Genomic DNA, 25,727 nt, shown 5'->3' with positions numbered 1-25,727 from the left:
AACCACGGGGTTTTTCGGGCAGTGATGGAATTTTGCATCAGGAAGAGAAGAAAGCTTTTACGCTTGGAAGTCTCGTACAGGCCAAAGTGTCAACGTAATTTTGTGTTGACACAATGTTGACACTCTGGAGGAATATGACGACAAACTTTTGTAAGTGGCAAAACTAAAAAACCCGCGAAAGCTAGAGCTGACACGGGTTTCAGAGGTGGTGCCCAGAGGCGGAATCGAACCACCGACACGGGGATTTTCAGTCCCCTGCTCTACCGACTGAGCTATCTGGGCATTGCAATCATCACGGGCTTCCCCGAGTGTGCGAGGCGCGTATTAAACCCGCTCCCAAGGGCTGAGTCAATCCCTTGATTGTAAAAAGTTTTTCCCTTGCCGGGGGCGGTTTTCCCGGCCCGCTCAGGGGCTTTCCGGTGGGGCGTAGCCTTCCACCGAATCGTATTCCTCACCGCTTAGAAACTTCTGCATCTGCTCGCTGAGATAGGTACGGCTGGAGGGCTCCATCATGTTCAGGTGCTTTTCATTGATCAGCATGGTCTGGTGAGACAGCCATTCCTGCCAGGCTTTTTGGGAGACGTGTTCAAAAATGTCCATGCCTTTGGGGCCGGGGAAGGGGGGCGCATCCAGTCCCTCCAGCTCTTGTTGGTATTTGCGGCAGAATACGGTCCTGGACATGGATTTCTCCGGATTGTCAATCGGCAGTGGTTGGGGTCAGCAGGGGGGCCTGCAGTGCAAGTAGCTGCTTTGCCAGCTTTACAATTGGAGCGGGCAGCCCCACCTCCTGAGCGGCGCGAGGGCGATTCAAGCTGCGCAGTTTATACCAGCCGGCACCGCACTTTGCTACCTGCGCGGGGGCTCTGGCGAGCTGTACCCACACCGGGGAAATATCCAGGTGGAAGTGGGTGAAGGTGTGGCGCAGCGGTGGCAGTGGCTGTATTTTGCCGGCGCGCCAGCGCCGTTGCTTGAGCCAGGACTGGGTGCTGTCGGATTGGGGCGGGCACCAGAGGCCACCCCAGATACCTTTGGTAGGGCGCTGTTCCAGGTAGATCTCGCCTGCGTATTCCAGCAGCAGCATGGTGGCGCTGCGTGTGGGCTTTTGCTGGTGCGGTTTCTTGTGGGGATACTCCTGGGGGTTGCCCTGGGCATGGGCCTGACAGCATTTTTTTAGCGGGCAGTCGCGGCAGCTTGGCCTGGAGCGGGTACAGAGGGTGGCGCCCAGATCCATGATCGCCTGAGTGTAGAGGTTACCCTGGGTGTCCGGGGTATAGGTCTCGGCCAGTTGCCAGAGTTTGTTGGCGACTGCTGTGCGGCCGGGCCAGCCCTCCACAGCGTGACAGCGGGCCAACACCCGTTTCACGTTTCCATCCAGAATCGGTGCCTTCAGCCCCATGCTGATGCTGGCAATGGCACCGGCGGTAGAGCGGCCGATACCACTGAGCCCGGTGAGGGCTTCCAGGCTGCGGGGGAATTCACCATCGTACTGATCCATTACGGTCTGCGCGCATTTGTGCAGATTGCGGGCGCGGGCATAGTAGCCGAGGCCGCTCCAGTGGGCCAACACTTGTTCCAGGGGCGCGTGGGCCAGGGCTTCCAGGGTGGGGAAGCTGTTCATAAAGCGCGCAAAATAGGGAACCACTGCGCTGACCTGGGTCTGTTGCAGCATGATTTCCGAGACCCAGACACGGTAGGGGGTGATGCCCTGTTGCCAGGGCAGATCCTTGCGTCCGTGTTTGTGAAACCACTTGAGAATGGCGTTTTGGAACTGTTTTGGTGTCATGAATTACTGTGCGGTTGGGCAGAGTGAGTGCCTGGCGTGCGCACCGGGTGGGGCCCGGTGCGGTTTCAATCAGCGACCGAAGAGATTTTTCAGTTTTTCTTTCAGTTCGTCGACCTTTTCTTCCACCTTATCACCGTATTTCTTTTTGGCCTTGTACTTCAGCTCTTCGCGCAACAGATCGTCCAGGCGACGGCTGTCGGGTTTGCAGATGCCGATATCAATATCGTCGAATTGGCCCTTGCAACGCAGTGGCAACGGGCGATTGCGCAAGCGCTGATTTTTTACCGTACAGCCGTCAGCGGAAGTGCTTTGGCCCACCAGGGCGAGGCCCAGGGCGAAATCGAAGTTCTGTCTTTTCAGGTTTACCTTGCCGTCGCCGGTCAAGGCAATATTCTCAATGCCGGCGAGTATATCGTCCACTTTCACCTCCTGCCCTTTGATCGTGATGGTAGCACGCAGGTTCTGCAGCTGGGTTTTGGCGGGCCAGTCCCGGTTCGGTATCGGGGTTTTTTCTGCATAGCTGAAAAGCTGGCACAGGCCCTTTTCCAGATTGAATGGTGCAATGGACAGCTCCCTGCTGGAGAGCACCGCAGAGGCGCGCAGGTTGTGCTGCAGACTTCTGCTGGTTTTGCCCTTGGTGAGTGCGTCCCAGTTGAGGCTGGCTGCGCCGGCCAGCTGCACTTTCCTGGCGGGGAAGAGTGCCTGCTGTACCTTGTCGAGATCCACCCCGGTGAGGCCGCCGTGCATCTGAGCTTCGGCGGACTGTGCGCGGGCATTGAGCTCACCATTGGTGCTGAGTTGGCCGCCGTAAATATTGGCGCTGAGTTTCTGAAGCCGGTAGAGACCGTTGTCCACCGTGAGTTGCAGCTCGGGGCTGTCCAGTTGCAGACCGGCGGCATGCAACTGGTCGAGGGCCAGGCTGATATTGGCGGTAAAGCCGCGCAGGGCGCTGAAAGGCAGGGGCTCTGCGGAACCCTGCCGGGTTCCTTTTCCGGTGTTGGCTGACTCAGCTGGCTGTACCGTGCGAGTCTCAGGGGCGGGCTGAATTGGTTTTGTCGGCCGGGAAGCCTCGGCCGGCTGTGTCTCCCCGGCATTTTCTTCTGGGGAGGATGGCAGGTAGTTATCCAGGTTAAAAGTTCCGCCGCGCAAGCTCAGGTCGAGTCCCGGCAGTTCGGCATTGCGCACCTGGGCACTGCCACTGAAAGCAGTGCCGTCAAGCTGCAGTTGTAGGGGCGTCAGGTCCAGTTTCTGTTCCGAGCCCTCGATACTGGTTTCGAGGTTGAGTTTTTGCAGCACGGTATCGTCACGGGGGGCAAATTCAGCTCCGGCCAACGCCAGCCAGGGGCGCAGGGGGTCGGCGCTGGCGTTGAGGTTCATTTGCACCCGCCAGGGCTGGTTGCTGTTGTCGCGGCGCAAGTAACCGCGCAAGTGTACCGTGGCTTTGGCACCGTTGTCGGCGGCAAAACCCAACTGCAGGGGTTGCAGGCGCAGTCCGTTGAGGGCCTCATCCAAGGCGAGGGTGCTCTCCAGTTGCAACTTCAACGGAGCTTGCAGGCTGCTGCTGCGCACCTCGGCGTCGGCGTTGAGTTGTCCCGGCCCACCCCCGGGGATCAGGTTGTCGGCAGCGACGTGCAAATCTGCCACTTTGAATTCCCTGCCCGTGCGGGCATCGTGATAGGCGAGGAGGCCCTGCTGGATGCGCAGTTTTTCCAGGCTGAATTGTATCCTCTGCTGGGCGGGCTGCTGTGTAGGTTTGGGGATATCCAGCTTGGGTGGCAGCTTGCGCTGTGCCTCTATCGCCTGGCTGACCCGTTGCCAGTTACTGCGTCCTTCGCTGTCCACGGAGAACTCGATTTGCGGTGCCACCAGCGCAACTTCCCGGGCCTCTATGTGGCGCTGCAGAAGGGGTTTAAGGGCGACACCCACGGCAATACGCTCTGCACGCACCAGTGTCTCCCGGGGAAGTTGCAGGGGGGCCAGTTGTACCTTGCTCAGTTGCAGGCCCAACTGCGGCCAAAGCTGCCAGCTGATATCCCCGTCGAGCCTGAGGGCGATGCCCTGTTTGGCGGCGAGCTTCTCAAATTGTGGCTTGTATTGGTTCACATCGAGTCCCACCAGCAGCCAGGTGACTGCGCCGGCGAGTAACAGGAAAATGATCAAAAGAGCGATAAAGGTGCGCTTGATCCAGGCCATGGAGAGGGGTGTCCCTGTTTGTTCAGTAGAAGGCGGGTCGCGTGTACCAACCGTGCGGGTGTTGCGGCGTTGGCTCGGGGTTCCCGCGCCCTCTGCAAAGAGCTTATGCGGGAAGTGTAGGAGATATAGCCCCGCGGGGCTGAGCGCGCCGCAGGGCCATTGAAGCAGTTGTCTTTTAGAAAATAAACCGCACGCCCGCTTCAAAGCTGCGGCCCGCAGCTGGCGCGTAGTCCCGCAACAGGGAGGTGGAGTACCGTATTTCCTCATCGAGCAGGTTGCGCGCGTTGGCAAAGAATACCGCATCGCTGCCGCCGATAGTGAAATTGTAATGGGTGCTCAGGTCCATACGGGTGTAGCCATCGGTAGGCTCCTCGAAGGCGCCAACACGATCCTGGTCGGCGGCCTGTACTGTGCGCCATTCCCAGCCCCACCGGTCGTAGTCCGCACCCAGGGCCAGCCCGGCCCGCAGAGGTGGCATGCGCGGCACATAGGAACTCTCGCCGGCAATAGTGTTGTCAAAGCGGGCACGCACCATATCGCCGAACAGGGTCAGGTAGAGTGTCTCCCGCAGGGGTAATGTGGCAGACACCTCTGCGCCGTAAAAAATTGCATCGCGGTTGGTGTATTCGTAGATCGGTAACCCCTCTTCGCTATCCACTTCCCCAGTGTTCTGCGCATAGATGTAATCACCGATACGGTTGTAAAAAAGATTGGCCTCAAACCGTAGGGCATGCCAGCCGTTGGCTTGTTCATTGTGGTGGTGGTAGCCCAGTTCAAGGTTGACTGCAGCCTCTTTGTCCAGGTCGCTATTGCCCAACACATACTGACCTGCGGCCAGGTGGGCGCCGTTGGCGAACAGTTCTTCTGCTACCGGTGCGCGCTCCGAATGGGTGGCACCGAAACTGAGGTGCTGGTGTTCGGCGAAGAAGTACTGGAGCGTGCTGCTGGCGCTCAGTAGCGTGTAGTCGCGCTCACTGGCGGCTTGCGGGTCGATGTCCACCCGCTCCAGGCGCGCGCCCAGGTCCAGGTGCCAGTTGCCCCAGGCGCGCTCCTTCATCGCGAAGGCGCCGGCACTGCGGGTGCGTGAAGGCTGGATAAATGCCTCGTCACCCACGGCGGCAAAATCTTTGTCCAGCAGTTGCAGCCCGTAGGCGCCGCGCCATTCGCCGCCGCTGTCGTGGGTCAGTTCCACGCGCCCCTCCCAGGCCTGGTTGGTAAAGCGGGTGCCGGGCGCACCGTCCTCCAGTTCCGTGTGTTGGTAGTCGTTGTAGCCGACACGCACGCGCAGCTTGTTCCAGTAATCACTGTCGAAACGGTGCTCCCCTTTCAGGTCGTAGCGGGTCTGCGCCAGATCGATACGCACCGCTTCCGGTCCGCTGTGCTCGTCGTGCCCCTCAAGTGCGTCGTGATCCTCGCCCTCGTGCTCCTCCTCTTCTTCGTGGTGCTCGTGGGTGCCGAGCGGGATGCCATAGTTGTTTCTGAGGCGGTTTACCGACAGGCCGATATAGCCGCTGTCGGTGATGCGGGAGACACCGCCGCTGTAACTGTGGGCGCGGGCATTGGTATTGCCCACAAATCCGTCGGTATTGAACTCCTCCTCGTGCTCGCCTTCTTCATGCTCACCCTCTTCGTGCTCCTCATGGGCATCGCTGTGCTCGAGAATAGCGAGGCCGGGAATTTCCGTATCGCCATTTTCCCGGTAAACCCCATCCAGATACCAGGCCAGCTGCCCGGCACCGCCACCCAGGCGAAAGACGGAGGCATCCTGGCTGTCGGCAGTGTTGTGGCGCAGTTCCAGCGCACCCTCAAGTTCCTGGGGTACCACTGTGGGGATACGTCCGTCGATAACATTCACCACACCGCCGATCGCACCACTGCCATAGCGCAGGGCGGCGGGACCGCGCAGGATTTCGATACGCTCAGCCAGTAGGGGCTCGATACTGGCGGCGTGGTCGGAGCTGGTGTTGGAGGCGTCCGCCACATCCAGGTTATCGCTGAGGATCTTCACCCGGTTGGCGCTCTGGCCACGGATCACCGGCAACCCCACGCCGCTGCCAAAGGAGGCATTTGCCACTCCGAGTTGGTCCTGCAGGGTCTGGCCCAGTGTGGCGGAAGCGGCACTGCGTAGGGCGTTGCCCGAGAGGATGGAGACCGGCGCTGCCACGGCATCTGCGGGCTTGTCCAGTGGGGACACGGTAACATTGACCTCTTCCAGGGGAGCACTGTTTTCTTGTGCGGCATAAACCGCGGGCGCAGCGAGGCTGGCGATAGCCAGGGCCAAAGCATTGAACTTCATCATTGGTTTTATTCCTGTCATTGGAGGATGCTGCTGCACACGGCAGAGGGTGCCTCCGTCAAGCAAAGTAAGCGGTGAACTTGGTTGATTAGCTGAGCGACAGGAAGGGGGGTGGGGCGCGTGCGTTCTGGTGCTCCGGCTGGCGATTTTGTGGTATTGCCAGAGAGGGCTGGCTATCGTGGCTTTCGGGCTTTGCCTGAATGGGTGCGAACTCGCTGGCAAGTGCTGCGGGCATCTGCATACAGCACAGGTCACACACCTCTACCTGGCTGTTATCCAGGTGAAAATGTTCCGCCCACAGCGGCTGCGCTGCCACCAAAGCGAGTAGCAGAAACAGGCTGGCCCAGTAATGGGAGTGTTGGCGTTTGTGAAAAACCATGGGGCCTATGATATTGGGACGGCGCTGTGAATCAAGTTTCATTTGTCACCAGTGGGCCACAGAGGTCGCCATTCGTCCTATAATTTGCCCCCTTCGTCTTAACGCTCAAAATAGGATCGCCCTCAATGCGCAAGGCAAGCGTCACCCGTGACACCCTGGAAACCAAAATACGAGTCAACCTGAATCTGGATGGCCAGGGCCACGGCCGGTTTGTCACCGGGGTTCCCTTTCTGGAGCATATGCTCGATCAAATTGCCCGCCACGGAATGGTTGACCTGGACATCACCTGTGACGGCGATACGCATATTGACGATCACCATACGGTGGAGGATATCGGTATCACCCTCGGCAAGGCCGTTACCGAGGCGTTGGGGGACAAAAAAGGCATTACCCGCTATGGCCACAGTTATGTGCCTCTGGACGAGGCCCTCTCAAGGGTGGTGATCGACTTTTCCGGGCGTCCCGGTCTGGTGATGGAGGTACCTTTTACCCAGGGACGTATTGGTCATTTCGACACGGAACTGTTTTACGAATTTTTCCAGGGGTTTGTAAACCACGCCCTGGCGACGGTACATATTGACTGTCTGCGTGGTCATAATGCCCACCACCAGGTGGAAACGGTGTTTAAGGCCTTTGGCCGCGCCCTGCGCATGGCGCTGACCCCGGACCCGCGCATGGCCGGCACCCTGCCCTCAACCAAGGGCGTGTTGTGATGGGGAAAGTTGCGATACTCGATTACGGCATGGGCAACCTGCACTCGGTGGCCAGTGCCCTGAATAAAGTGGCACCGGATACCGAGGTGGTGCTGGCAACCACACCCGAACAGGCTCGGGGTGCCGGGCACCTGCTGGTGCCCGGTGTGGGGGCCATCCGCGACTGCATGGCAGGATTCGAGGAAGCGGGTTTTGCGCCCCTGTTGAAAGATGCCATCTGTGCCGGTAAACCGGTGCTGGGTATCTGTGTGGGTATGCAAATCATGATGCGTCACAGCGAGGAAAATAGCGGGGTTGACTGCCTGGATATTTTTTCGCAACCGGTAAGATTTTTCGGCAGCGACCTGCCGGAGATTCCGGAGGGGGGGCATGTCAAGATCCCGCATATGGGCTGGAACCGCGTGCAGCAAATCCGCAAGCACCCGCTGTGGGAAGGCATTGTCGATTGCAGTCGCTTTTATTTTGTGCACAGTTACTATGTGCCCGCAGTGGATAACTCGGATATTGCCGGGCAAACGGAGTACGGTATCTCCCTGGCTGCTGCCGTGGCGCGGGGAAATATCTTTGCGACCCAGTTCCACCCGGAAAAGAGCGCCGACGACGGCCTGCAACTGCTGAAGAATTTTGTCAACTGGGATGGCCGGGCCTGACAGCCACGGCTTTTTTCGGACCACCAACAACGACTGCCGATGTAAAGACAGAACATGATTGTAATTCCCGCGATTGACTTGAAGGATGGCCAGTGCGTGCGCCTGCGCCAGGGTGAAATGGATTGTGCCACGGTATTTTCTGAGGACCCTCTGGCCACTGCGCAGCACTGGGTAAACGAGGGGGCGCGGCGTTTACATCTCGTGGACCTGAATGGTGCCTTTGCCGGTAATCCGGTCAACGGAGAGGCTGTCACCGCCATTGCCAGCCAGTTCCCAGATCTGCCGGTGCAGATTGGCGGTGGTATCCGCGATCTGCATACCATAGAGCGGTACCTGGATGCCGGGGTCAACTGGACCATTATCGGCACTGCCGCGGTGAAAAACCCCAAACTGGTACAGGAGGCCTGCCGCGAGTTTGAGGGGCATATTATTGTTGGCCTCGATGCCAAAGATGGCCTGGTGGCCACTGAGGGTTGGGCCGAGGTATCCGGGCTGCAGGCCGTCGAGCTGGCCAGGCGTTTTGCCGATTCCGGTGTCAGCTCGATCGTGTACACGGATATCGCCCGCGATGGCATGATGCAGGGTGTCAATATCAAGGCCACTCTGGAGGTGGCGCACGCGGTACAGGTGCCGGTCATTGCCTCCGGCGGTGTCAGCAGCCTCGAGGACATCCAGCAACTGCTGGATGTCGGGGAGATCTACGGGGCAATTACCGGTCGTGCCATCTATGAAGGCAAGCTCAACCTGTGCGAGGCGCAGCGGCTCTGCAATCGGGGGGAATAACAGTGGCACTGACGAAACGCATAATCCCCTGTCTCGATGTCGATGCGGGCCGTGTGGTCAAGGGGGTGAACTTTGTCGATATCCGCGATGCCGGCGATCCGGTGGAAATCGCCCGCCGCTACAATGCGGCCGGCGCCGATGAAATCACTTTTCTGGACATTACCGCTACCCATGAGCGGCGCGATACCCTTCTATACACAGTGGAGAGGATAGCCCGCGAAATCTTTATTCCCCTGACAGTTGGCGGTGGGGTGCGCACCTTGCAGGATATCCGCAATCTGCTCAATGCCGGTGCTGACAAAACCGCGATTAATTCCGCTGCGGTGCGCAACCCCGAATTTGTGCGCGAGGCTGCCGAGCGCTTCGGCAGCCAGTGTGTAGTGGTTGCTATCGACGCTAAGCAGGTGGGCGATTCCCGCTGGGAGATCTTCACCCATGGCGGCCGCCGGCCCACGGGTATTGATGTAGTGGACTGGGCACGGCAGATGGCGCACTTTGGTGCCGGGGAGATACTGCTCACCAGTATGGACAGGGATGGCACCAAAAACGGTTTCGATTTGTCGCTGACCCGGGCGGTCACCGAGGCTGTGCCTGTGCCGGTGATCGCTTCGGGTGGTGTGGGCAGCCTGGATCATCTGGTGGAGGGGGTGTTGTACGGCGGTGCCGATGCAGTGCTGGCAGCGAGTATCTTTCACTTTGGCAGATACAGTATCGCTGAGGCCAAGGCGTTTATGCGGGACGCAGGTATAGAAGTGCGGCTGTGACCCTGCCGCCCGTCGGGAGGAGTTACCGGGGCTTTTTTCTGCTTGCCGCGCGTGTTGTGTCGTGGGAATCGGGGACTTGACCGGCGCCCCGCCTCGCTATGGCGTCGGAGCACGACGGGTCTGCGGTGCGCCCGTTACGGCCTTCCGTCTGCACGGGCAATACGCGCGCGCAGAGCCCTGTCCCGGTGCGCGTAGAGATTCAGGCCCTTGAGCAGGTTGAGTGCCTCAAAGATCTGGTTGTCACGGTCCAGCCAGCTATCGCGTGCGTCTTCGCTGCGGGCGCGCTCTTCGGCATTGCGATCGGCTCCGCCGTTGCCATTGCCCAGGTGCCGGGCCAGATCCGCCTCGGTCGGGCGCGCCGTATCCTCCAAGCGGGTTACTTTGACCCGCTCTACGACAATGTCGGGGGTGATCCCCTGGGCCTGGATAGAGCGGCCATTGGGGGTGTAATAGAGCGCGGTGGTCAGTTTGATGGCGCGTTCGCTGTTAATGGGGATCACGGTTTGTACCGAGCCCTTGCCGAAGCTGCCTGTCCCCATGATCACTGCGCGGCGGTGATCCTGCAGGGCACCGGCGACAATTTCCGCCGCCGAGGCGGAGCCGGCATTGATCAGTACTACCAGCGGCGTGCCTTCGGTCAGATCGCCGGGTTCGGCAGAGTAACTCAGGCTGGCAGCCTCGCTGCGACCCTCTGTGTAGACTACCAGGCCCTCTTCCAGGAAGGCATCGGCCACCTCCACCGAAGATTGCAGCACACCGCCGGGGTTGTTGCGCAGGTCGATAATCAGGCCTTTGAGCTTGCCCTTATTTTGCAGTTTGATCAGTGCTTCCGCCACATCCGTACCAGTATCCAGTTGGAACTGGCTGATACGCAGGTAGCCGTAGCCCTCATCGAGGATTTTGCTGCGCACACTGCGCACGCGCACGGTATCCCGTTTGAGAGTGATGTCGAAAGGCGCTCTGTGGCCCTTGCGTGCGATCGTCAGGGTGACGCTGCTGCCTTTGGGGCCGCGCATCCACTCCACTGCTTCGTCGAGACTGATGCCTTTCATGGATTTGCCGGACAGGCGCAGGATCACGTCACCGGCCTTGAGACCGGCCCGCGAAGCGGGGGTATCGTCCATCGGGGTCACAACGGTGATGCGGTCGTTCTCAATGCCCACCTCAATGCCGAGGCCGGCAAACTCACCCGTGGTATTGACTTGCAGGTCGTCGAATGAGCGGCGATCCAGATAGGAGGAGTGTGGGTCCAGACCCTGTAACATGCCTTTAATGGCGTACTCCAGCAGGGTGCGATCATCCACCTCCTCGATATACCCCTGGCGAATCTGTTCGAAGACCTTGGCGAAGCTGCGCAGGTCTTCGAGAGGCAGTCGTGCTGCATTCTCGGCAGTACTTTTGTTTTGGGTATCGGACTCACACAACCCCATCAAAGGCAGAACGGTGAGGGTGGCCGTGCAGAGAAACGTGGTCAGCGCCTTGGGGGTGGACATATTGTTGTGACCTCTGCCTTGTTTCTTCGCCGCTTTGCGAAAGTGTAGACTGCAGACGTTGGCGGGTATTCCAAGTGGGCGCCAAATTCTACTGTGCCAGGGGATTAGTCGCGATGCGTCCAACTGCCTTACAGGGAGCCTTGAGCGCAGTGGCCGCGGGTCAGCTGCGACACCAACCAGTGGGGTCCAGCGCTTTGCCGCGATAGCGGATTTCGAAGTAGAGGCCGCTGTGGGCGTTACCGCCGCTGTTGCCTACCCGAGCAATAGTGTCACCATTTTCGACCCACTCCCCAAGGCTGCGGGTGAGGGACTGGTTGTGAGCATAGAGGCTCATATAGCCATTGCCGTGATCGAGAATCACCAGCATGCCCTGGCCGCGCAGATAGTCCGAGAACACCACGCGGCCCCGGTGTACGGCGCGAACAGGTTCGCCCTCGGCGGCGCGAATGGTGACCCCTTTCCAGGTAATGCCGTTGGCGCGGCGCCCGCCAAAATTGTTGGTGCGATGCCCTTTTACTGGCCAGCGCATCCTGCCGCGCTGGCGCGCAAACGGCTTTTGCTCACCGGGGCTGATCAGAGAGGCGATGGCGCGGCCCACCTCGTTGATCAACTTCTGCAGGCGTGCGCGGTCGCCCTGTAGTTGCGTCAGCTCGCCGTCGCCATCGGCGATCCTTGCTGCCAGTTTGTCCAGAGTGCGTTTGCGGTTTTGCTGGGCCCTGCGCAGCCTGCGCTGGCGTTCCTGCAACTGCTTGCGTTTTGCATCCAGGGTCGCCCGCGCGCGCTCGATATCACCGGCTACCGCCTTGAGGGCGGCGAGGGTTTGCAGATAGGTATCGATGATGCGGGTGCGTTCTTGGAGGAAGTAATCGTGGTAGTGAAGTTGGCGGGCGACGTTTTGTGGGTCGTGTTGGTTGAGGAGGAGCTTGATCTGCTCCTGCCGGCCCAGTCGGTAAGCGGCGGCGATCTCCTGCTCGACCCGCCGCTGCATACTTCGTCGGGTCTCCTGCAGTTGCAGCTGCTCTCGCTTGAGTTCGCGCAGCTTGTCCGAGCGGCTGCGTAACTCCCGTTTGATTTGGTCTATGCGCTGATGGAATCCGGAAATGCTTTTTTCGTTTTCTTCCAGGTCCTTGAGCAACTGGTCGCGCTGGTCACGCACCTGGTTGAGTTCCTGTTGCAGGGATTCGATGCGCTGCTTGATTTCCGCGAGACGTGCCTGCTGATCCCCCTGTGCCTGGCACCAGGCGGGCAGTGACAGCAGGGCGATCAGACAGAGGGCGAGTGTTTTCATCAGTCCATTTTTACCAGGCTGCGGCCAGTCATTTCCGCCGGCTGTGGCAGACCCATCAACGCTAACATGGTTGGCGCTACATCCGCCAGACTGCCGCCATCACAGAGTTGTACTTTGCGTGCGCCGATATAGACAAACGGTACAGGCAGGGTGGAGTGCTGGGTACTCACCTGTCCCGAGTCGGCGTCGAACATCACCTCTACATTGCCGTGGTCGGCGGTGATCAGCACCTCGCTACCGGCGGCCAGAGCCGCATCCACAACCCGGCCAATACATTGGTCAAGCGCCTCCACCGCCTTCACTGCGGCTTCGAAGACACCGGTGTGGCCCACCATATCGCCATTGGCATAGTTACAGATAATGGCGTCAACCCCTTCACTCTGGATCGCCGCCACCAGTTTGTCGGTCACTTCCGGTGCGCTCATTTCCGGCTGCAGGTCGTAGGTAGTCACATTCGGGGACTTGATCAACTCGCGGGTCTCGCCGGGGTAGGGCTCCTCGCGACCGCCGCTGAAAAAGAAAGTCACATGGGCGTATTTTTCCGTCTCGGCGATACGCAGCTGGGTTTTACCCCGGGCGGAAAGGTATTCGCCCAGGGAATTCACCAGTTTCTCCGGTGGGAAGGCGCAGCTGGCATGGATGTCAGAAGCGTATTCGGTGGTCATCACAAAGTCTGCCAGTGCCGGTCTGGCTTTGCGCTCGAAGCCGTTGAAGTCTTTATCGGTAAAGGCGCGGGTCAGCTGGCGGGCGCGGTCCGGACGGAAATTCATAAAGATCAACGCGTCGCCACGGCTGATGGGGGTCGGTTCGCCAATACGTGTGGGGGCGACAAACTCATCGTTCTCACCGCGCGCATAGGCGGCGCTCAGCCCCGCCAGGGCATCACTGGCCTTGTGCTCTGCGGTGCCCAGAGTCAGTATGTCGTAGACCGATTCGGTGCGTTCCCAGCGCTGGTCGCGGTCCATGGCATAGTAGCGCCCGGCCAAGGTGGCCAGGCGCGCATTGCCGAGGGTGTCACAGACCTGCATCAGGCGCGCAATAGATGATTCGGCACTGCGCGGCGGTGTATCGCGGCCATCGAGGAAGGCGTGCACGTAAATGGCTCGGGCACCGCGCTGGGCGGCCAGGGTCACCATGGCGACGATGTGGTCCTCGTGGCTGTGCACGCCGCCCTCTGAGAGCAGGCCCATAATATGTACGGCGCCGTCGCTGGCAATGGCCTTGTCCACCGCTCCGGTATAGGCACTGTTGCGAAAGAATTCGCCGTCCTTGATGGCCTTGTTGATACGGGTGTAACTCTGATAGACCACGCGGCCTGCACCCAGGGTCATATGGCCCACTTCGGAGTTGCCCATTTGCCTATCCGGTAGACCCACAGCCATGCCCGAGGTCTGGATCAGTGTCTTGGGACGGTTCTCCCAGAGATTGTCCCACACCGGCGTATGCGCGGCGTGAATCGCATTGTGCCGGGGATTGTCGCTGTGGCCGAAGCCGTCCAGAATCAGCAGGACTAGAGGGCGCTTTTGCGGAGCTTGCGAAACGGCCATAGCGACGGGTTTCCTGTTCTGAAAATTTGCACTGTGGGCGCGGATTTTAACCCGTTCGGACCGCCTTTCACTATGTCAATTTGCGCAAGTATGACTTTGTAAAGTCTATGTGAGGGCACCAGTAATACCGTTTAGCTGGTTAGAATTTCGCCAGGATAGTGTATACTCCCGCCACCCTTGGCGCTGGCGCGCCATCTCGATAACTACCTTTAAGGATTTTGGGGGCGAAGTGGACTTTTTCGTCTTTTTGAGTGAACAATGGCTGCTGGTTGGCCTGCTTGTGGCACTGCTCTACGCACTGGCCGTAAGCGAGCGCTTCAGGGCTGGCGTACCTGTGTCACTGCACGAAGTGACCAGACTGATTAACAGTGATGGGGCGCGGGTGTTGGATGTGCGTGATCGCAGTGAATTTATCGCCGGTCATATCGTCGATGCCGTGCATATCCCACACGGAGAGCTTTCCGATCGCCTCGGCGAATTGGCACCTTTGAAGGACAAGATGGTGATTGTAACGGACAAGCTGGGCCAGCACGCGGGTCCCGCGGGGCGTCTTTTGAAACAAAAGGGCTTCCAGGTGCGCCGCCTGCAGGGTGGCATGAGCGAGTGGAGCAACCAAAACCTGCCCCTGGTCAAGGGCCAGGACTAGGGCTAGGGCTAGGGCTAGGGCTAGGGCTAGGGCTAGGGCTAGGGCTAGGGCTAGGGCTAGGTCGGCGCGTGGCATTGATGACATTTGATGGAATTCAGTGATGCAAGAAGTAGTCATCTATACAACCCATTTCTGCCCCTATTGCATCCGCGCCAAGCGATTGCTGAGCGGCAAGGGTGTGACCTATCGCGAGATTGCTGTGGATAACAAACCAAACTTGCGTGCACAGATGGCGGCCATGGCCGGGCGACGCTCGGTGCCGCAGATCTGGATCGGTGATTGCCACGTGGGTGGTTGCGATGATCTGATGGCCCTTGAACGCGGACGCAAGCTCGACGACCTGCTTAAAGCCGCCAGTTGACAAAGGCTGGCGCCGCCCGCCACTTGCACCCGCCAGTGTTTGCTTATTATCCATTCCGGGGCTTGAAACGGTATTTGCAGGCCCCATCTGGAGGCTTACTTACACGGAGTCTTTCTCATGGAAGGCATCAATAATTTTTATATAAAGAACAGGCGGTAACATGGCTGAAGAACTAAATGGCGCGGCGGCAAATGCAGAGGCTCCGAAAGTGCAATTCGCGATGCAACGCATCTACCTGAAAGACCTCTCCTTCGAGACCCCAATGGGCGTTGAGGTGTTCAAAAAGCAATGGAAGCCACAGGTTAACCAGGAACTGAACACCAAGACCGTCAAGATTGATGAAGACCTGTACGAAGTGGCGCTGACCCTCACTATTACCGTCAAACTGGAGGAGGAGACTGCCTTTCTGGTGGAGGTGAAGCAGGCTGGCCTGTTTGGTATCAAAGGACTGGAAGGCCAGCAACTGGCTCAGGCGCTGAATACTGCTTGTCCGCAAATTCTGTTCCCCTACGCCCGTGAAGTGATCGACAACACCGTCGTTAAAGGCTCTTTCCCGGCTCTGATGCTGCCGCCGGTCAACTTCGATGCGCTGTTCGCAACAGCTTTGAACCAGGCGCAAAAGCAGGCTGAGGGTACCCAGGCACAAGCGGATGCTTAACTGCTGATGGCATGATAAAAAGGCCCTGAGGGGCCTTTTTTTATATCTGTTATTCGTTTTAATCAGGGGAAAAGCCCAGTGGGATACTTTCTCCACTGCCTCAGTCTCACGATCAAGTGAGTGTCTTGTAGAGTAAATAATTGCTGATAATGAGTCGGGAGTTGCCTGTGCAATGGGATTTACCGAACCCCTTTGTCCGAAAAGTGCTTGTGGGCGCACACCATGTGGATGGTCTGCGCCATGCCAACAACGCTGAGTGTGTGCACTGGTGTGAGGCCACCGCCTGGGCCCACAGCGCAGCACTGGGGCTGGATGTCACGAATTACCAGGAACTCGACCGCGGAATGGCCATCCGTCATAGTGAGTATGATTATATACTGGCGGCGAGAGAGGGGGATGCACTGATATTTGGCACTTGGTTAACCGATGTAGACGGGGGTCTGAGGGTGATCCGTCGCTTTCAGGTCTTTCGCGCCGCCGATGGGGCAGAGGTATTGCGGGCCCGGTGGCGGATGGTGTGCATTGCGCTGTCCAGTGGCAGGCCGAAGCGCATGCCGGCGATCTTCAAGAAAATCTACGGTTCCGTAGTGACTGCCCGGGAGGCTGAGAAAAGTGAGTGAAGAGTTTATTACCCTGACCGAGAACACAGGGACCCTGAGGAACAAGACCATTTTTATCACTGGTGCCAGCCGCGGCATAGGGCGCGCTATAGCGCTCAAGTGTGCTGCTGACGGCGCTAATATCGTGATTGCCGCCAAATCCGCACAGCCCCATCCCAAGCTGCCGGGTACCATCTACTCGGTGGCTCAGGAAGTGGAGAACGCCGGGGGTAAGGCCCTTGCCCTGCAAGTGGATGTACGCGATGTGCAGCGGGTAGAGGAAGCGATGGTAGAGGCCGCGGACAAGTTTGGCGGTATCGACGCGGTGGTCAACAACGCCGGCGCCATCAGCTTGACCAATGTGGCGTCCACTCCCCCCAAACGTTATGACCTGATGCAGAGCATCAACAGCCGCGCGGTGTACCTGACGGCACACCTGGCGCTACCCTATTTAAAAAAATCGGACAGCGCCCATATCCTCAGCCTGTGCCCGCCACTGAATCTTCAACCCAAATGGCTGGGCCCCTTTGCCCCCTACGCCCTGTCAAAGTTTGGCATGACGATTCTTAGCCTGGGCTTGGCGGAGGAGCTGCGCGAGATCGGTGTGAGTGTGACCACCCTGTGGCCGCGCACCCTGGTGGCCACCGCAGCTATTGAATTTGCTGTGGGCAACCGCGAGATGTTTGAGCAGAGCCGCAACCCCGCGATTATGGCGGATGCTGCCTACGAAGTACTGGCCACAAAAGACGCCGCACTCACAGGGCGTCAACTGATTGATGAAGAGCTACTGGCAGAGCGCGGTGTCAGGGATTTCGTTGACTATGCCCACAATCCGGCCAACGCGGACAGTTTGACCAGGGATTTGTTTCTCGATTGAGGCTGGTGGGAGGTATTGTGTGAGCAGCGACAGCAAACTGTTTAAAGACGCCCTCGGTGAGCTTGGGGGTGTCCAGCCTCTGGTGCAGGAGTGCCGCGTTGTCCTGCGCAGGGAAAACATGCCCACGGAATTGGTGTCGCGGGAACGCCGCGCTGCCGCCACCCGCCAGACCGGGTGCGAAATGAATCCCCTCTCCGGCGAGTATCTCGAACCGGTGGCCCCCTGGGATCCACTGACATTCAAGCGAGATGGGGTGCAAAACGGGGTGTTTCGCAATTTACGCCTGGGCAAATACATGGTGGATGCACGCCTCGACCTTCACCGCCACTCCGTGGAGATGGCGCGTACTGCCGTAGTGGAATTCGTGCGGGACTGTATCGAGGCAGATGTGCGTTGCGCTCTGATTACCCACGGCAAAGGTGAGGGCCGCAGGCAACCGGGCCTGCTGAAGAGCTGTATTAATCACTGGTTGCCTCAGTTGGAAGAAGTCTTGGCTTTTCACAGTGCCCAAAAGCAGCACGGTGGTATGGGGGCTAGCTACCTATTGCTGCGCAAAAGTAGGCGCAAGCGACAGGAAAATCTAGAAAGACATCAGCGGCGCTGCTGATGTTTTCTTTGTCATTTATTTGTCACTTTTGCCGATTAAGATACTGAGGCAAGGCTCCCCTTATGTGCTTGCTTCTCTTTTTGTTACCTCTTGATTGTGTATTGACGACCCTCTGGGTCGTTTTTTTTTGGCCGTTGCGCGCGCACAAGGCCGATAGGGTAACCTAACGCATAATGTCCTCGACGCGCTCGAATTCGAGCAGCGTGGTCTTGTCGCCGTTGCGCAGGATCAAATGGTCGCCCACCACTTCGAGAAAACGGGTTTTTCGCAGTGCCCGCAAATAATCGGCTTCCAGCGCGTCACTGGGATAGACTCTGCCTATGCGCGAGATGTCCGGGGGGCGCGGCCAGGACAGTTCGCCATGGCCTGCAAGAGAGAACCGGCCCAGATAGGGATTGATACCGCCACTGCCACGCACATACCCAAAGCGGTCACAGGTAAAGAAGGGGCGGTCCCGCCAAAACTTTCTCCATAGAAGCCGGTACTGATAGGTGTGCTCGCCATCCATCATATTTGACAGAATCCACTCGTGATCGCATGCGGACCAGGCGGATTGCCCGAGGGCCTGTCTGGGATTGTCAGAGGTCATACACCCCGAAAATAAAAGGGGGAGCACTATTGTGAGGATAAGTTGGAGGCGCTTTGGGGATTGCAGCATAGGGGCGCTCTTATTTTTTAATGGCATTTAACCTCGAAAACTACCAGCCGTCTGTGCGGGTGTTCAAGGTCCGACATTGACATATTCTATGTAGGTTTCACCCGATACGTCGCGCAGAATCAAGCGCTTGCCCCGGGATTTTGTGAATGCCTGGCGCGTGCCGGCGAGTGCGCGTAAGTAGGTGTTCTCCTGTTGTAGCAACACTTCCGGACCGCTCATCTTGGTGGATGCGAAGCTGGAGGTATCCCACAGGAGCTGGCCATTGTCGGTGACCTGTAATACGCCACGATAGGTATTGATGCCACTGCGGCCCACCACGTTGCCGTCGCGGTTACACACGAAAGTGAAATTTGCAGGTCCTTGTACCGCAATGGCAGTGCCGTTGATCCGGAGGCGCACAAGCTGCCACTTCTTACCGCATACTGCGTCCATATTACCTGTCGACTGGACGACCCTGGCTTCTTCCACACCACTTGTCAAGCATCCGCCAATAGGCAGTAGGATTCCCAGCAGCCACAGTTGCACCAACCTGCGCATCGGCGATTGACTCCTTTATCGCTGACCCTGCCCCCGCTTTTCTTAGCTTAGTTGTTGCGCACTATGACGAGTCGATAAGGGTGACAAGCTATGCTTCCCCTGTGACGGGGAAAATTGCCCAATGAAGACGGTTTGGCATGAACAGACGCACAAAAATTGTCGCCACGCTCGGGCCTGCCACCGATAGGGCGGATATCTACCGCAAGGCTGGAGCGTTATCGAAGCCTGGGAGCGGCTTGATACCGAATGGCAGTATTACGTGAAGCTGCTGCAACAGGAATGCCGGCACCTGATCGAAGCCATCGACGAGGCGGCACCACCGTTCTAGCCAACCACCAAGAGGGGCAAACGCCCCTCGGGTTTAGCCGCCTGTCGGCGCCAAGGCGCTGGCGCGCCTGCGCGGCTAAACAGAAGGGGCCGTTGCCTCTGGAAAAACATCCGGCTAAGGTAAAACCCGCGTCGGGGCAAAAAAATGGTGAAGAGCCAGTGGCGCCGGGAAAAATGGTTGCTAACTCGTTGATTGCGCTAGGGAAAATGGAAAGTTAAGGTACGACTGGCCTCGGGGTGATGTCTTTGCACAAAAGGTGAATACAGTTGGCGGCAACTTTGAGAAATTGAAATGTTATTCCAATTTGTGCGCAATGCGCTCACAAACATTCACAACTCCAGATCAGATTGCAGAGCACCAGTCATTGAACAATATGCGTACTGCGGTGAAGACTACTTTATAAGCTTCATTTGGCGGTGGGGTAGGCGGGATTGCAGGCTCAATAATAGGTGGCGCGGTTACAGCTAAAGGAATCCTTACTGATACTCAAGTTGGTTATGCTTTGCAGGTAGGGGACACAATTATCCAGGAGATTAGAGCTGATTTCGTAACAGCGTTCCACAATGATAGTGGTCTTGAGAACCTTATTATTACGGAAACTATTATAGTTAATGATGAGGGGGTTATCGTCAGAAGGCGGCAAGGTCCACCGGGATTTTAATTATTATGAAACCTGTATTATTTTATTTGAAAGAGCTTTTCTCATATCGATTTTTCTTGAGTGGTTTTTTTGGGTTGGTAGCGTATTCAACCTATTTTTTAGAGTGGAATTGGGAAAGTTCGGCTGGGTTCCTCTCGTAATTTTGGTGGTGTGGGTAATCTCTAGCATAATTTTTTTGTAGCCAAAAAAATGTGAAGCTTTGGAAGAGTCATAAAGAGCATGGAGATGCTGTGTGTCTGGGTACATCAAAAGGATCGAACCCGGTGCTACGTGATCATCCGAGCAAGCCCTGTCTGCTAAAGAGTTGGACCCTGTGGGAAACGGGCAATTAGGCCTGCGCACCCAGCAGCGGTGAATCCCGGCTGGGCATTGGCAATTGCGGCAGGTTGCTGACGGCTTGCATCAGCCCCTCCTCATAAAGCTGTGCGGCTTTGTCCTTGTCCCCCAGTGCCCCGAGGAGGCGCGCCAGTTCCGCAGAGGTAACCGGGTCCTGGCGCAGTAGCAGACTTTTCTCGAAATACTGCTGGGCCCTACCCCACAGTTCGTTGCGCATACTCAAACGGCCGAGGCAAGTCAGCAGGTCTGCGCTTTCGCCGTACTCCTTAAGCCAGCCCTCGGCGGTGGAAAGCTGTGCTGCGGGATTGCCCCCGATGAGGCAGCCGTACAGGTCGCACAGCTCGGCATTCCATTCCCGGTTGAGCAGCCAGCGCAAATGCTTTTCCGCTTCGGTGTCGTCACCAATCTGGTGTAGCTGTCTTGCGTAGAGGCTGCGCAATGCCATATGGCGCTGCCAGCGTCCGTTCAGACTGTGCCAGATACTCAGGAGCCGGTCTTTGTCGTTACGACTGGCAGCCTCATCCAACTGGTGTTGATAGATCTGCAATTCCAGTCGCTGCAGCTCGTCATTGCTCATACTGGCGTGCTTTTCCAGCTCCGGCAGCAGCTCGCGCAGGCTGCTCCAGTCCCCCAGCAGGTAGTAAGCCTGTTTAAGTAGCTGTAGCAGAGCCGGATGTTTGGGTTCCAGTTGCTTGGCGCGCTTAAGGCTGGCGATGCACTGTTCATAGTGCTTGTCCTGCAACTGCATACGCGCTTGGTTCAGGGCCACGGCGAGGCGGGTATCTTCGCTACAGGCCTCCGCTTTCGCCAACAGCTCATTGGCCTCTTCGCGAAAGCCCAATTCAAAAGCACTGCGTGCGGCTGCCAAATAATTGATCAGTGGTGCCTCTGAGCGGGGGGCACTTTTCAACAACTGGCGCCGTGCGCGGGACCAGTTGCCCTCCATAAACTCCACCAATCCGCTGGTGAGACGCCGGCGCGCCACGCGCTGGCGGCCGAAGCGCAGGCGGTCAACGCTGCCTTTGATTGCGCCCACCAGGCTGAGTACCAACCAGATCGCCATGAACAGGGCGCACAGTATTGCCAGCAATGCAACGAAGGCAAACCAGAGGTTCATTTCGTAGCCCTTATTGAGTTCGCCACCAAACCCAATCACCAAATAGCCGGGGTAATTGTTACTGACTTGTGGAAACAGAGCGCCCAGTAGCAGTAGTACCAGGGCTGCAAAAAGAACTTTCCTCACTGGGCGCCCTCTCCCTGCGTATTGGCATCTTGGCCAGAGGTTTTGTGCAGTCGCTCAATGTAATTGTACAGTGCCACCTGTGAGGTATTCAGGTTGGGCATCTGTGCCTGGATGCGCTGCTCGCTGAGTTCGGCCAGTTGCTGGGCGAGGGTATCGCGTTGCGGGTTGGGCGTGCCATAGGTGAGCAGCAGCTCACGGGCGCTGCCCAGGGCATCCTTGTACACTGTGGTGTCGCCGCGCAGCAGTGCCAGCTGCGCCTGTTCCATATACAGGCGCAGGGTCTGGCGGAAACGCGCTTCGCTTTGTGGGGAAAGCATGACCGGGTTGATATCGCCATCAATGGGGCGCACTGAATCCCGCAGGAAGCGGGTAAATTTCTGCCAGCCCCGTTTCCAGGGGGGCAGGGGTGCTTCTTCGGGTTGCGCCTGCTCCCCCTTCTCCTCTGGCTGGGGTTGGGCCATATCAAACTCCGGCTGGATTCGGGCGCGGATCAGCGCGTCTTCCAAAGCGCGCAACCGCAGGAAGAGCCCCTCGCGGTCGATATTTTGAACCAGCTTGAGCGCGGTGATATCCTGGGCCAACTGCTGGCGCACACCGTACAAATCCGGCAGGTCCACTCCTCGCAGGATACTGTCCACTTCTTCCACCAGTCCCAAAGCGGCGCGGCTGTCATCCTCAAGCATCAAGCGTTGATTGGCCATGCGCAGCAGATAACCGGCCTCCGCCAGCTGCCAGTCCTTCCTGGTCACATTGCCCAACTCGTTCAAGCGGTTGCCCTGGGCGGTGACACTGCGCTGCAAACCGGCCAGCTTTTGTTGCAGTTCTGCGATTGTGCGGGCCTGTGACTGTATTTGGTTGCCCAGGTTGGCATCCGCCTGTTGATGTCGGTCGGGTTGCTGGTTCCGGGCCGGGGTTGCCGGTTGTGAGGGCGGCCGGGAGGACTGCGCAAGATCCGGCTCGGGTTCCGTTTGCGGTGGCTGTTCGGTTGGAGCCGCGGACACACGGGTGGCGTCTGCCTGTTCCTGAGCATCTGCGGCACTCTGGGTTGGTCCACCTTGTTTGGCGGGCGGCAAATCCAATTGGCTACTGATGCGGGTACGCAGTTGTGGCCAGCTGAACCAGGCAAAGGCAATCAGGGCGATCAGTAGCAGAAAGAACACCAGCCACCACCAGTGGCCGCTCCTTTTTCCGGACTTGGCAGGGTCTGGCAACATCTTGCCCGCCGGGTTTGCCTGTGCTGCCTTGGCGAAGTTTTTTTTCTGCTCCGCCCTGTCTGTACAATCACTGGCCGGCGCGGTGGTTTTTGCGCGAGGGCTGTCCTTGGTTTTTTTGTCGGTCATGGCATAACAGCGCAGATGGAAATTGTCGTCGAATTATAGCGAGTGGCGCCAACCTTTATAGGAAGGGTGGCGCTCTTTGTAAGACTTTCATCCCAATACGGCGGAGAATTCGATAGCAATTCAATCCAGAGCACTGTGCAGTGCGTCCAACATGGCCTTGCCGCCGGCATTCTGGGCACCGTAAGGGCGTTTGAAACCCAGTGCGCGTGCCTGCTTGGCAACCCGCACACTGGGGCAAATAAGCGCAGCATACTGCAATTGCCCTCGCGCGGATTGCACAATACAGTGCGCCAAGTTTGCCAGGGCTTCACCACTGTGCACACTGATGGCATCCGGGGTTGCCGGATAGCTGGCCAGTGTATCTGGAGCGCCGGGGGGTAAAGTGCGCCGGTACAATTCACAATAGGTTACCATGGCGCCGCGGGCGCGGAGAGTATCGCCAATCAGAGTGCGTCCACCGACCCCGCTGAAAATCAGGATACGGTGTCCGGCCACCTGTTGCAGGGATGGCAGTGCGAGCAGGTCTTCGGATGTCATGTGCCCACTATCTTGCGCGCAGGGAATGCCGCGCTCCAGCAGGGCTTTTGCCGTTGCGCTGCCAATCGCATAATAGCGCGGCCCCTGGGGTAATTGCGGCCAGTAGTCCTCCAGCCATTCCACGCCATAGTAGACGGCATTCTGTGACACAAAGATGGCTTCTTGCACCTGATCGAAACCGAGGGTATGGGTTTTGATGGCCTGCAACGCACTGGCCTCCCGGAGGGGTTCGATGGCCAGCATGGGAATATTGTCGACCTGTGCGCCGGCAGCCCGCAGCTGTGCGCACCAGTTGGCGGATTGGTGGGCCGGGCGTGTCGTGAGTATGCGTTTGCCGTGCAGTGAACCTGGCATGCTGGTATCAATCTCAGATAGCCGCGAGTATTTTGTCGGCGCCGTCGGCCAACAACTGCTTCGCCAGTTGTGTGCCGAGCACCGCACCGCTGCTGGCAGCACCGCGGCACTCTGCCCTTATCAGCGTGGAACCGTCCGGGCTGCCCACTAGGCCGCGCAGCCAAAGAGAACCATCCTGCAACTCGGCATAGCAGCCGATAGGTACCTGGCAGCCGCCGTTGAGGTGCTTGACCAGTGCGCGCTCTGCACTGAGGCGAGCGGCGGTTTTGGCACAGTGCAGAGGTTGCAGCAGGGCTTCCAAAGCCTTGTCGCGGCGGGATTCGATGCCCACCGCGCCCTGGCCGCCGGCGGGCAACAGTATATCGGTAGACAGGTAGCTGCGGATGCGCTCGCGCATATCCAGGCGCAGCAGGCCGGCCGCCGCCAGAATAATGGCGTGGTAATCCCCAGCATCGAGCTTTGCCAGCCGGGTGTTGACGTTGCCGCGCAGGAATTTGATCCGCAGGTCCGGACGACGTGCCAGCAGCTGGCACTGTCGCCGCAGGCTTGAGGTGCCCACTACGGCGCCCCGGGGTAGCTCTTCGAGGCTGGTATGCAGGTTGCTGACGAAGGCATCGCGGGGATCTTCACGCGCGCAGATCACGGGCAGGTGCAATCCTGCGGGGAACTCCATCGGGACATCCTTCATGGAGTGAACGGCGATGTCCGCGCGCCCGGCCAGCATGGCCACTTCCAGTTCTTTCACGAAAAGCCCCTTGCCGCCAATCTTGGCCAGGGGCATATCCAGAACCTGGTCGCCACGACTGGTGAGAGGCAAGAGCTCAATCTGTAAGCCCGGGTGTTCCCCTTGCAGGCGGTCTTTCACGTAATTGGCCTGCCAGAGTGCCAGGGCGCTCTGGCGCGTAGCGATACGGATACGGGAAATGGGCATTCTGCTCGATCATCTGTTTGAGTGGTGGGACAATTCTACCAAAGGGAGGGGTGTCGTGGCTTTTACAGACCGAGGGAAATATCAGTTTGGAGACTGCCGCGCGCGCAGCCAGTCCTCCAGAATGATGCGTGCGGCGATCGAGTCCACCGGATCCCTGGCGTAATTACCGCGGTGACCACGCTCATGGGCTTCTTCCTTTGCGGCGCGGGTGCTGAGACGCTCGTCGATAAATGCCACCGGCAACCCGGTGCGTCCGTGCAGGCGTTGGCCGAATTTGCGTGCTCGGGCGCTCAGTGCACTCTCGCTGCCATCCATATTCAGGGGCAGACCCACCAGCAGGTAATGGGGTTGCCACTCTGCGATGAGGCGCTGCACGTTTTCCCAATCCGGTTTGCCCTCCTTTGCCGGCAGGGGGGACAGTTCCCTGGCGCTTGCGGTCAGGCTCTGGCCAAACGCGAGGCCGATGGAGCAGGTACCAAAGTCAAAGGCAAGGGCAGTAATGGGTTTACTCATGGGGTGGATATGCTTGGATTGGTGTGCGCTGGCTAGGCGTGACCGGTCTGCGAGCCGAGCCCGGACAGGTTGATGCCGTGGCGCGCGGCAGCATTCTGCCAGCGTTTCTCTACCGGTGTAGCGAACAGGATCTCTGGTTCTGCCGGTAGCGTCAACCAGGCGTTGCCGACCAGTTCCTGTTCCAGTTGCCCAGGTTCCCAACCGGCGTAGCCAAGTGCGAGCAGCACGTCGTCGGGGCCGTGTCCGCCGGCGAGGGATTCGAGGATATCCTTGGAGGCGGTGAGGCTGATCTCCGTATTGATCTCAGTCGTTGAGTCGAACTGTATACCGGCCCCGTGCAGGACAAAGCCCTGTTCCGGGGAAATGGGGCCGCCCAGCAGCACCGTCTCGCCTCCGCGCTGACTGGAGTCCTGCAAGGACAACTGTTCGAATACCTCTTTCCAATGGACCTTGCTGGGGGCATTAATCACGATACCCATAGCCCCCTCATCACTGTGTTCCACAAGCAGGGCTACGGTCTGCTTGAAGCGGGGGTCTTCCATACCGGGCATGGCCAGTAGGAACTGGCCGCGCAGGCTGGCGTGGGTCAAGTCACTGTCGATGTTCGATCTGGGCATAGCTTGATTCTAGGTCGCCTGAGTGAAAGGCAAGT

General features: G+C 58.5%; 27 protein-coding genes and 1 tRNA gene. 11 read left to right on the top strand and 17 right to left on the bottom strand.

Annotated elements, in window-relative coordinates; all coding sequences use genetic code 11:
• Window positions 1–206 precede the first annotated feature (206 nt).
• The 6 genes from Q1A48_RS01225 to Q1A48_RS01200 form a co-directional block, all read right to left on the bottom strand.
• Window positions 207–282, bottom strand: a tRNA-Phe gene (locus Q1A48_RS01225).
• 123 nt (window positions 283–405) lie between these two features.
• Window positions 406–681 (bottom strand): oxidative damage protection protein, encoded by a 276-nt coding sequence (locus Q1A48_RS01220; protein ID WP_299940077.1) that lies wholly within the window; start codon window positions 679–681, stop codon window positions 406–408.
• A 16-nt stretch (window positions 682–697) separates the two neighbouring features.
• Complete coding sequence (mutY, locus tag Q1A48_RS01215; protein ID WP_299940074.1) at window positions 698–1,783, bottom strand: A/G-specific adenine glycosylase; 1,086 nt, start codon at window positions 1,781–1,783, stop codon at window positions 698–700.
• A 69-nt stretch (window positions 1,784–1,852) separates the two neighbouring features.
• On the bottom strand, window positions 1,853–3,976 hold the full coding sequence (locus Q1A48_RS01210; RefSeq protein ID WP_299940071.1) for an AsmA family protein: 2,124 nt from the start codon (window positions 3,974–3,976) through the stop codon (window positions 1,853–1,855).
• 175 nt (window positions 3,977–4,151) lie between these two features.
• A complete protein-coding gene (locus Q1A48_RS01205; RefSeq protein ID WP_299940068.1) occupies window positions 4,152–6,275 on the bottom strand; it encodes a TonB-dependent receptor plug domain-containing protein in 2,124 nt (707 codons plus the stop codon).
• An 85-nt stretch (window positions 6,276–6,360) separates the two neighbouring features.
• Window positions 6,361–6,693 carry a hypothetical protein gene (locus Q1A48_RS01200; protein ID WP_299940065.1) on the bottom strand — a complete coding sequence of 111 codons (333 nt, stop codon included), beginning with the start codon at window positions 6,691–6,693 and terminating at the stop codon, window positions 6,361–6,363.
• 83 nt (window positions 6,694–6,776) lie between these two features.
• On the opposite strand from Q1A48_RS01200, the gene hisB reads away from it, so the two are divergent.
• The 4 genes from hisB to hisF are packed head-to-tail and all read left to right on the top strand — an operon-like array spanning window position 6,777 to window position 9,561.
• Complete coding sequence (gene hisB / locus Q1A48_RS01195) at window positions 6,777–7,364, top strand: imidazoleglycerol-phosphate dehydratase HisB (protein ID WP_299940063.1); 588 nt, start codon at window positions 6,777–6,779, stop codon at window positions 7,362–7,364.
• The gene (gene hisH, locus Q1A48_RS01190; RefSeq protein ID WP_299940060.1) at window positions 7,364–8,014 is read left to right on the top strand and encodes an imidazole glycerol phosphate synthase subunit HisH; all 651 of its coding nucleotides are present in this window, start codon (window positions 7,364–7,366) and stop codon (window positions 8,012–8,014) included. Before hisB ends, hisH begins: the two co-directional genes overlap by 1 nt.
• A 54-nt stretch (window positions 8,015–8,068) precedes the next feature.
• Window positions 8,069–8,797: a 1-(5-phosphoribosyl)-5-[(5-phosphoribosylamino)methylideneamino]imidazole-4-carboxamide isomerase gene (hisA, locus tag Q1A48_RS01185; protein ID WP_299940058.1), complete on the top strand. Its 729-nt coding sequence runs from the start codon at window positions 8,069–8,071 to the stop codon at window positions 8,795–8,797.
• Window positions 8,798–8,799: 2 nt separating this feature from the next.
• Window positions 8,800–9,561, top strand: coding sequence for an imidazole glycerol phosphate synthase subunit HisF (hisF, locus tag Q1A48_RS01180; protein WP_299940056.1), 762 nt, complete (start codon window positions 8,800–8,802; stop codon window positions 9,559–9,561).
• 134 nt (window positions 9,562–9,695) lie between these two features.
• On the opposite strand, the gene Q1A48_RS01175 is transcribed toward hisF, so the two are convergent.
• From Q1A48_RS01175 to gpmI, 3 genes are all read right to left on the bottom strand, one after another.
• On the bottom strand, window positions 9,696–11,054 hold the full coding sequence (locus Q1A48_RS01175; protein WP_299940054.1) for a S41 family peptidase: 1,359 nt from the start codon (window positions 11,052–11,054) through the stop codon (window positions 9,696–9,698).
• A gap of 160 nt (window positions 11,055–11,214) precedes the next feature.
• The gene (locus Q1A48_RS01170) at window positions 11,215–12,342 is read right to left on the bottom strand and encodes a peptidoglycan DD-metalloendopeptidase family protein (RefSeq protein ID WP_299940051.1); all 1,128 of its coding nucleotides are present in this window, start codon (window positions 12,340–12,342) and stop codon (window positions 11,215–11,217) included.
• Window positions 12,342–13,889 carry a 2,3-bisphosphoglycerate-independent phosphoglycerate mutase gene (gene gpmI, locus Q1A48_RS01165; protein ID WP_299940049.1) on the bottom strand — a complete coding sequence of 516 codons (1,548 nt, stop codon included), beginning with the start codon at window positions 13,887–13,889 and terminating at the stop codon, window positions 12,342–12,344. The genes Q1A48_RS01170 and gpmI overlap by 1 nt, the downstream gene beginning before the upstream one ends.
• 229 nt (window positions 13,890–14,118) lie before the next feature.
• Here gpmI and Q1A48_RS01160 point away from each other — a divergent pair, with 229 nt between their 5' ends.
• From Q1A48_RS01160 to smrA, 6 genes are all read left to right on the top strand, one after another.
• Window positions 14,119–14,535: a rhodanese-like domain-containing protein gene (locus Q1A48_RS01160; RefSeq protein WP_299940046.1), complete on the top strand. Its 417-nt coding sequence runs from the start codon at window positions 14,119–14,121 to the stop codon at window positions 14,533–14,535.
• 100 nt (window positions 14,536–14,635) lie between these two features.
• Entirely contained in the window at window positions 14,636–14,896 is a 261-nt protein-coding gene (grxC, locus tag Q1A48_RS01155; RefSeq protein ID WP_299940043.1) for a glutaredoxin 3, read from the top strand.
• Window positions 14,897–15,056: 160 nt separating this feature from the next.
• Window positions 15,057–15,554 (top strand): protein-export chaperone SecB, encoded by a 498-nt coding sequence (gene secB, locus Q1A48_RS01150; protein WP_299940040.1) that lies wholly within the window; start codon window positions 15,057–15,059, stop codon window positions 15,552–15,554.
• Between the two features lie 167 nt (window positions 15,555–15,721).
• On the top strand, window positions 15,722–16,174 hold the full coding sequence (locus tag Q1A48_RS01145) for a thioesterase family protein (protein ID WP_299940037.1): 453 nt from the start codon (window positions 15,722–15,724) through the stop codon (window positions 16,172–16,174).
• Window positions 16,167–17,030 (top strand): NAD(P)-dependent oxidoreductase, encoded by an 864-nt coding sequence (locus tag Q1A48_RS01140; RefSeq protein ID WP_299940034.1) that lies wholly within the window; start codon window positions 16,167–16,169, stop codon window positions 17,028–17,030. The genes Q1A48_RS01145 and Q1A48_RS01140 overlap by 8 nt, the downstream gene beginning before the upstream one ends.
• A 19-nt stretch (window positions 17,031–17,049) precedes the next feature.
• Window positions 17,050–17,637: a DNA endonuclease SmrA gene (gene smrA / locus Q1A48_RS01135; protein ID WP_299940031.1), complete on the top strand. Its 588-nt coding sequence runs from the start codon at window positions 17,050–17,052 to the stop codon at window positions 17,635–17,637.
• Window positions 17,638–17,800: 163 nt separating this feature from the next.
• Here the strand turns inward: smrA and Q1A48_RS01130 are convergent, their stop codons facing one another.
• Together Q1A48_RS01130 and Q1A48_RS01125 are read right to left on the bottom strand one after the other, a co-directional pair.
• Complete coding sequence (locus Q1A48_RS01130) at window positions 17,801–18,226, bottom strand: META domain-containing protein (RefSeq protein WP_299940028.1); 426 nt, start codon at window positions 18,224–18,226, stop codon at window positions 17,801–17,803.
• Between the two features lie 132 nt (window positions 18,227–18,358).
• On the bottom strand, window positions 18,359–18,832 hold the full coding sequence (locus Q1A48_RS01125) for an META domain-containing protein (RefSeq protein ID WP_299940025.1): 474 nt from the start codon (window positions 18,830–18,832) through the stop codon (window positions 18,359–18,361).
• Between the two features lie 246 nt (window positions 18,833–19,078).
• On the opposite strand from Q1A48_RS01125, the gene Q1A48_RS01120 reads away from it, so the two are divergent.
• Window positions 19,079–19,378 (top strand): hypothetical protein, encoded by a 300-nt coding sequence (locus Q1A48_RS01120; protein ID WP_299940022.1) that lies wholly within the window; start codon window positions 19,079–19,081, stop codon window positions 19,376–19,378.
• A 771-nt stretch (window positions 19,379–20,149) separates the two neighbouring features.
• On the opposite strand, the gene Q1A48_RS01115 is transcribed toward Q1A48_RS01120, so the two are convergent.
• The 6 genes from Q1A48_RS01115 to Q1A48_RS01090 all read right to left on the bottom strand — a co-directional run bounded on the left by Q1A48_RS01115 (window position 20,150) and on the right by Q1A48_RS01090 (window position 25,692).
• Window positions 20,150–21,400 (bottom strand): heme biosynthesis HemY N-terminal domain-containing protein, encoded by a 1,251-nt coding sequence (locus Q1A48_RS01115; RefSeq protein WP_299940019.1) that lies wholly within the window; start codon window positions 21,398–21,400, stop codon window positions 20,150–20,152.
• A complete protein-coding gene (locus tag Q1A48_RS01110; RefSeq protein WP_299940016.1) occupies window positions 21,397–22,740 on the bottom strand; it encodes a uroporphyrinogen-III C-methyltransferase in 1,344 nt (447 codons plus the stop codon). Before Q1A48_RS01110 ends, Q1A48_RS01115 begins: the two co-directional genes overlap by 4 nt.
• Window positions 22,741–22,860: 120 nt before the next feature.
• A complete protein-coding gene (locus Q1A48_RS01105) occupies window positions 22,861–23,631 on the bottom strand; it encodes a uroporphyrinogen-III synthase (RefSeq protein ID WP_299940013.1) in 771 nt (256 codons plus the stop codon).
• A gap of 13 nt (window positions 23,632–23,644) precedes the next feature.
• The gene (gene hemC / locus Q1A48_RS01100; protein ID WP_299940010.1) at window positions 23,645–24,562 is read right to left on the bottom strand and encodes a hydroxymethylbilane synthase; all 918 of its coding nucleotides are present in this window, start codon (window positions 24,560–24,562) and stop codon (window positions 23,645–23,647) included.
• Window positions 24,563–24,643: 81 nt separating this feature from the next.
• Window positions 24,644–25,075 (bottom strand): Holliday junction resolvase RuvX, encoded by a 432-nt coding sequence (gene ruvX / locus Q1A48_RS01095; protein ID WP_299940007.1) that lies wholly within the window; start codon window positions 25,073–25,075, stop codon window positions 24,644–24,646.
• A 32-nt stretch (window positions 25,076–25,107) separates the two neighbouring features.
• Window positions 25,108–25,692 carry a YqgE/AlgH family protein gene (locus tag Q1A48_RS01090; RefSeq protein ID WP_299940005.1) on the bottom strand — a complete coding sequence of 195 codons (585 nt, stop codon included), beginning with the start codon at window positions 25,690–25,692 and terminating at the stop codon, window positions 25,108–25,110.
• Window positions 25,693–25,727 lie beyond the last annotated feature (35 nt).

It is taken from the genome of uncultured Microbulbifer sp. (assembly GCF_947489355.1).
Taxonomy (GTDB): Bacteria; Pseudomonadota; Gammaproteobacteria; order Pseudomonadales; family Cellvibrionaceae; genus Microbulbifer.
Note: the sequence above shows the minus strand (reverse complement) of the source record. Positions and strands in the feature narration are given on the sequence as shown.

Bases quoted from the DNA above. Each gene is read 5' to 3' on its own strand.
- Q1A48_RS01220 (WP_299940077.1), bottom strand. From the start codon at position 681: ATGTCCAGGACCGTATTCTGCCGCAAATACCAACAAGAGCTGGAGGGA.
- mutY (WP_299940074.1), bottom strand. From the start codon at position 1,783: ATGACACCAAAACAGTTCCAAAACGCCATTCTCAAGTGGTTTCACAAA.
- Q1A48_RS01210 (WP_299940071.1), bottom strand. From the start codon at position 3,976: ATGGCCTGGATCAAGCGCACCTTTATCGCTCTTTTGATCATTTTCCTG.
- Q1A48_RS01205 (WP_299940068.1), bottom strand. From the start codon at position 6,275: ATGATGAAGTTCAATGCTTTGGCCCTGGCTATCGCCAGCCTCGCTGCG.
- Q1A48_RS01200 (WP_299940065.1), bottom strand. From the start codon at position 6,693: ATGAAACTTGATTCACAGCGCCGTCCCAATATCATAGGCCCCATGGTT.
- hisB (WP_299940063.1), top strand. From the start codon at position 6,777: ATGCGCAAGGCAAGCGTCACCCGTGACACCCTGGAAACCAAAATACGA.
- hisH (WP_299940060.1), top strand. From the start codon at position 7,364: ATGGGGAAAGTTGCGATACTCGATTACGGCATGGGCAACCTGCACTCG.
- hisA (WP_299940058.1), top strand. From the start codon at position 8,069: ATGATTGTAATTCCCGCGATTGACTTGAAGGATGGCCAGTGCGTGCGC.
- Q1A48_RS01175 (WP_299940054.1), bottom strand. From the start codon at position 11,054: ATGTCCACCCCCAAGGCGCTGACCACGTTTCTCTGCACGGCCACCCTC.
- Q1A48_RS01170 (WP_299940051.1), bottom strand. From the start codon at position 12,342: ATGAAAACACTCGCCCTCTGTCTGATCGCCCTGCTGTCACTGCCCGCC.
- gpmI (WP_299940049.1), bottom strand. From the start codon at position 13,889: ATGGCCGTTTCGCAAGCTCCGCAAAAGCGCCCTCTAGTCCTGCTGATT.
- grxC (WP_299940043.1), top strand. From the start codon at position 14,636: ATGCAAGAAGTAGTCATCTATACAACCCATTTCTGCCCCTATTGCATC.
- secB (WP_299940040.1), top strand. From the start codon at position 15,057: ATGGCTGAAGAACTAAATGGCGCGGCGGCAAATGCAGAGGCTCCGAAA.
- Q1A48_RS01130 (WP_299940028.1), bottom strand. From the start codon at position 18,226: ATGACCTCTGACAATCCCAGACAGGCCCTCGGGCAATCCGCCTGGTCC.
- Q1A48_RS01125 (WP_299940025.1), bottom strand. From the start codon at position 18,832: ATGCGCAGGTTGGTGCAACTGTGGCTGCTGGGAATCCTACTGCCTATT.
- Q1A48_RS01120 (WP_299940022.1), top strand. From the start codon at position 19,079: ATGGCAGTATTACGTGAAGCTGCTGCAACAGGAATGCCGGCACCTGAT.
- Q1A48_RS01110 (WP_299940016.1), bottom strand. From the start codon at position 22,740: ATGACCGACAAAAAAACCAAGGACAGCCCTCGCGCAAAAACCACCGCG.
- Q1A48_RS01105 (WP_299940013.1), bottom strand. From the start codon at position 23,631: ATGCCAGGTTCACTGCACGGCAAACGCATACTCACGACACGCCCGGCC.
- hemC (WP_299940010.1), bottom strand. From the start codon at position 24,562: ATGCCCATTTCCCGTATCCGTATCGCTACGCGCCAGAGCGCCCTGGCA.
- ruvX (WP_299940007.1), bottom strand. From the start codon at position 25,075: ATGAGTAAACCCATTACTGCCCTTGCCTTTGACTTTGGTACCTGCTCC.
- Q1A48_RS01090 (WP_299940005.1), bottom strand. From the start codon at position 25,692: ATGCCCAGATCGAACATCGACAGTGACTTGACCCACGCCAGCCTGCGC.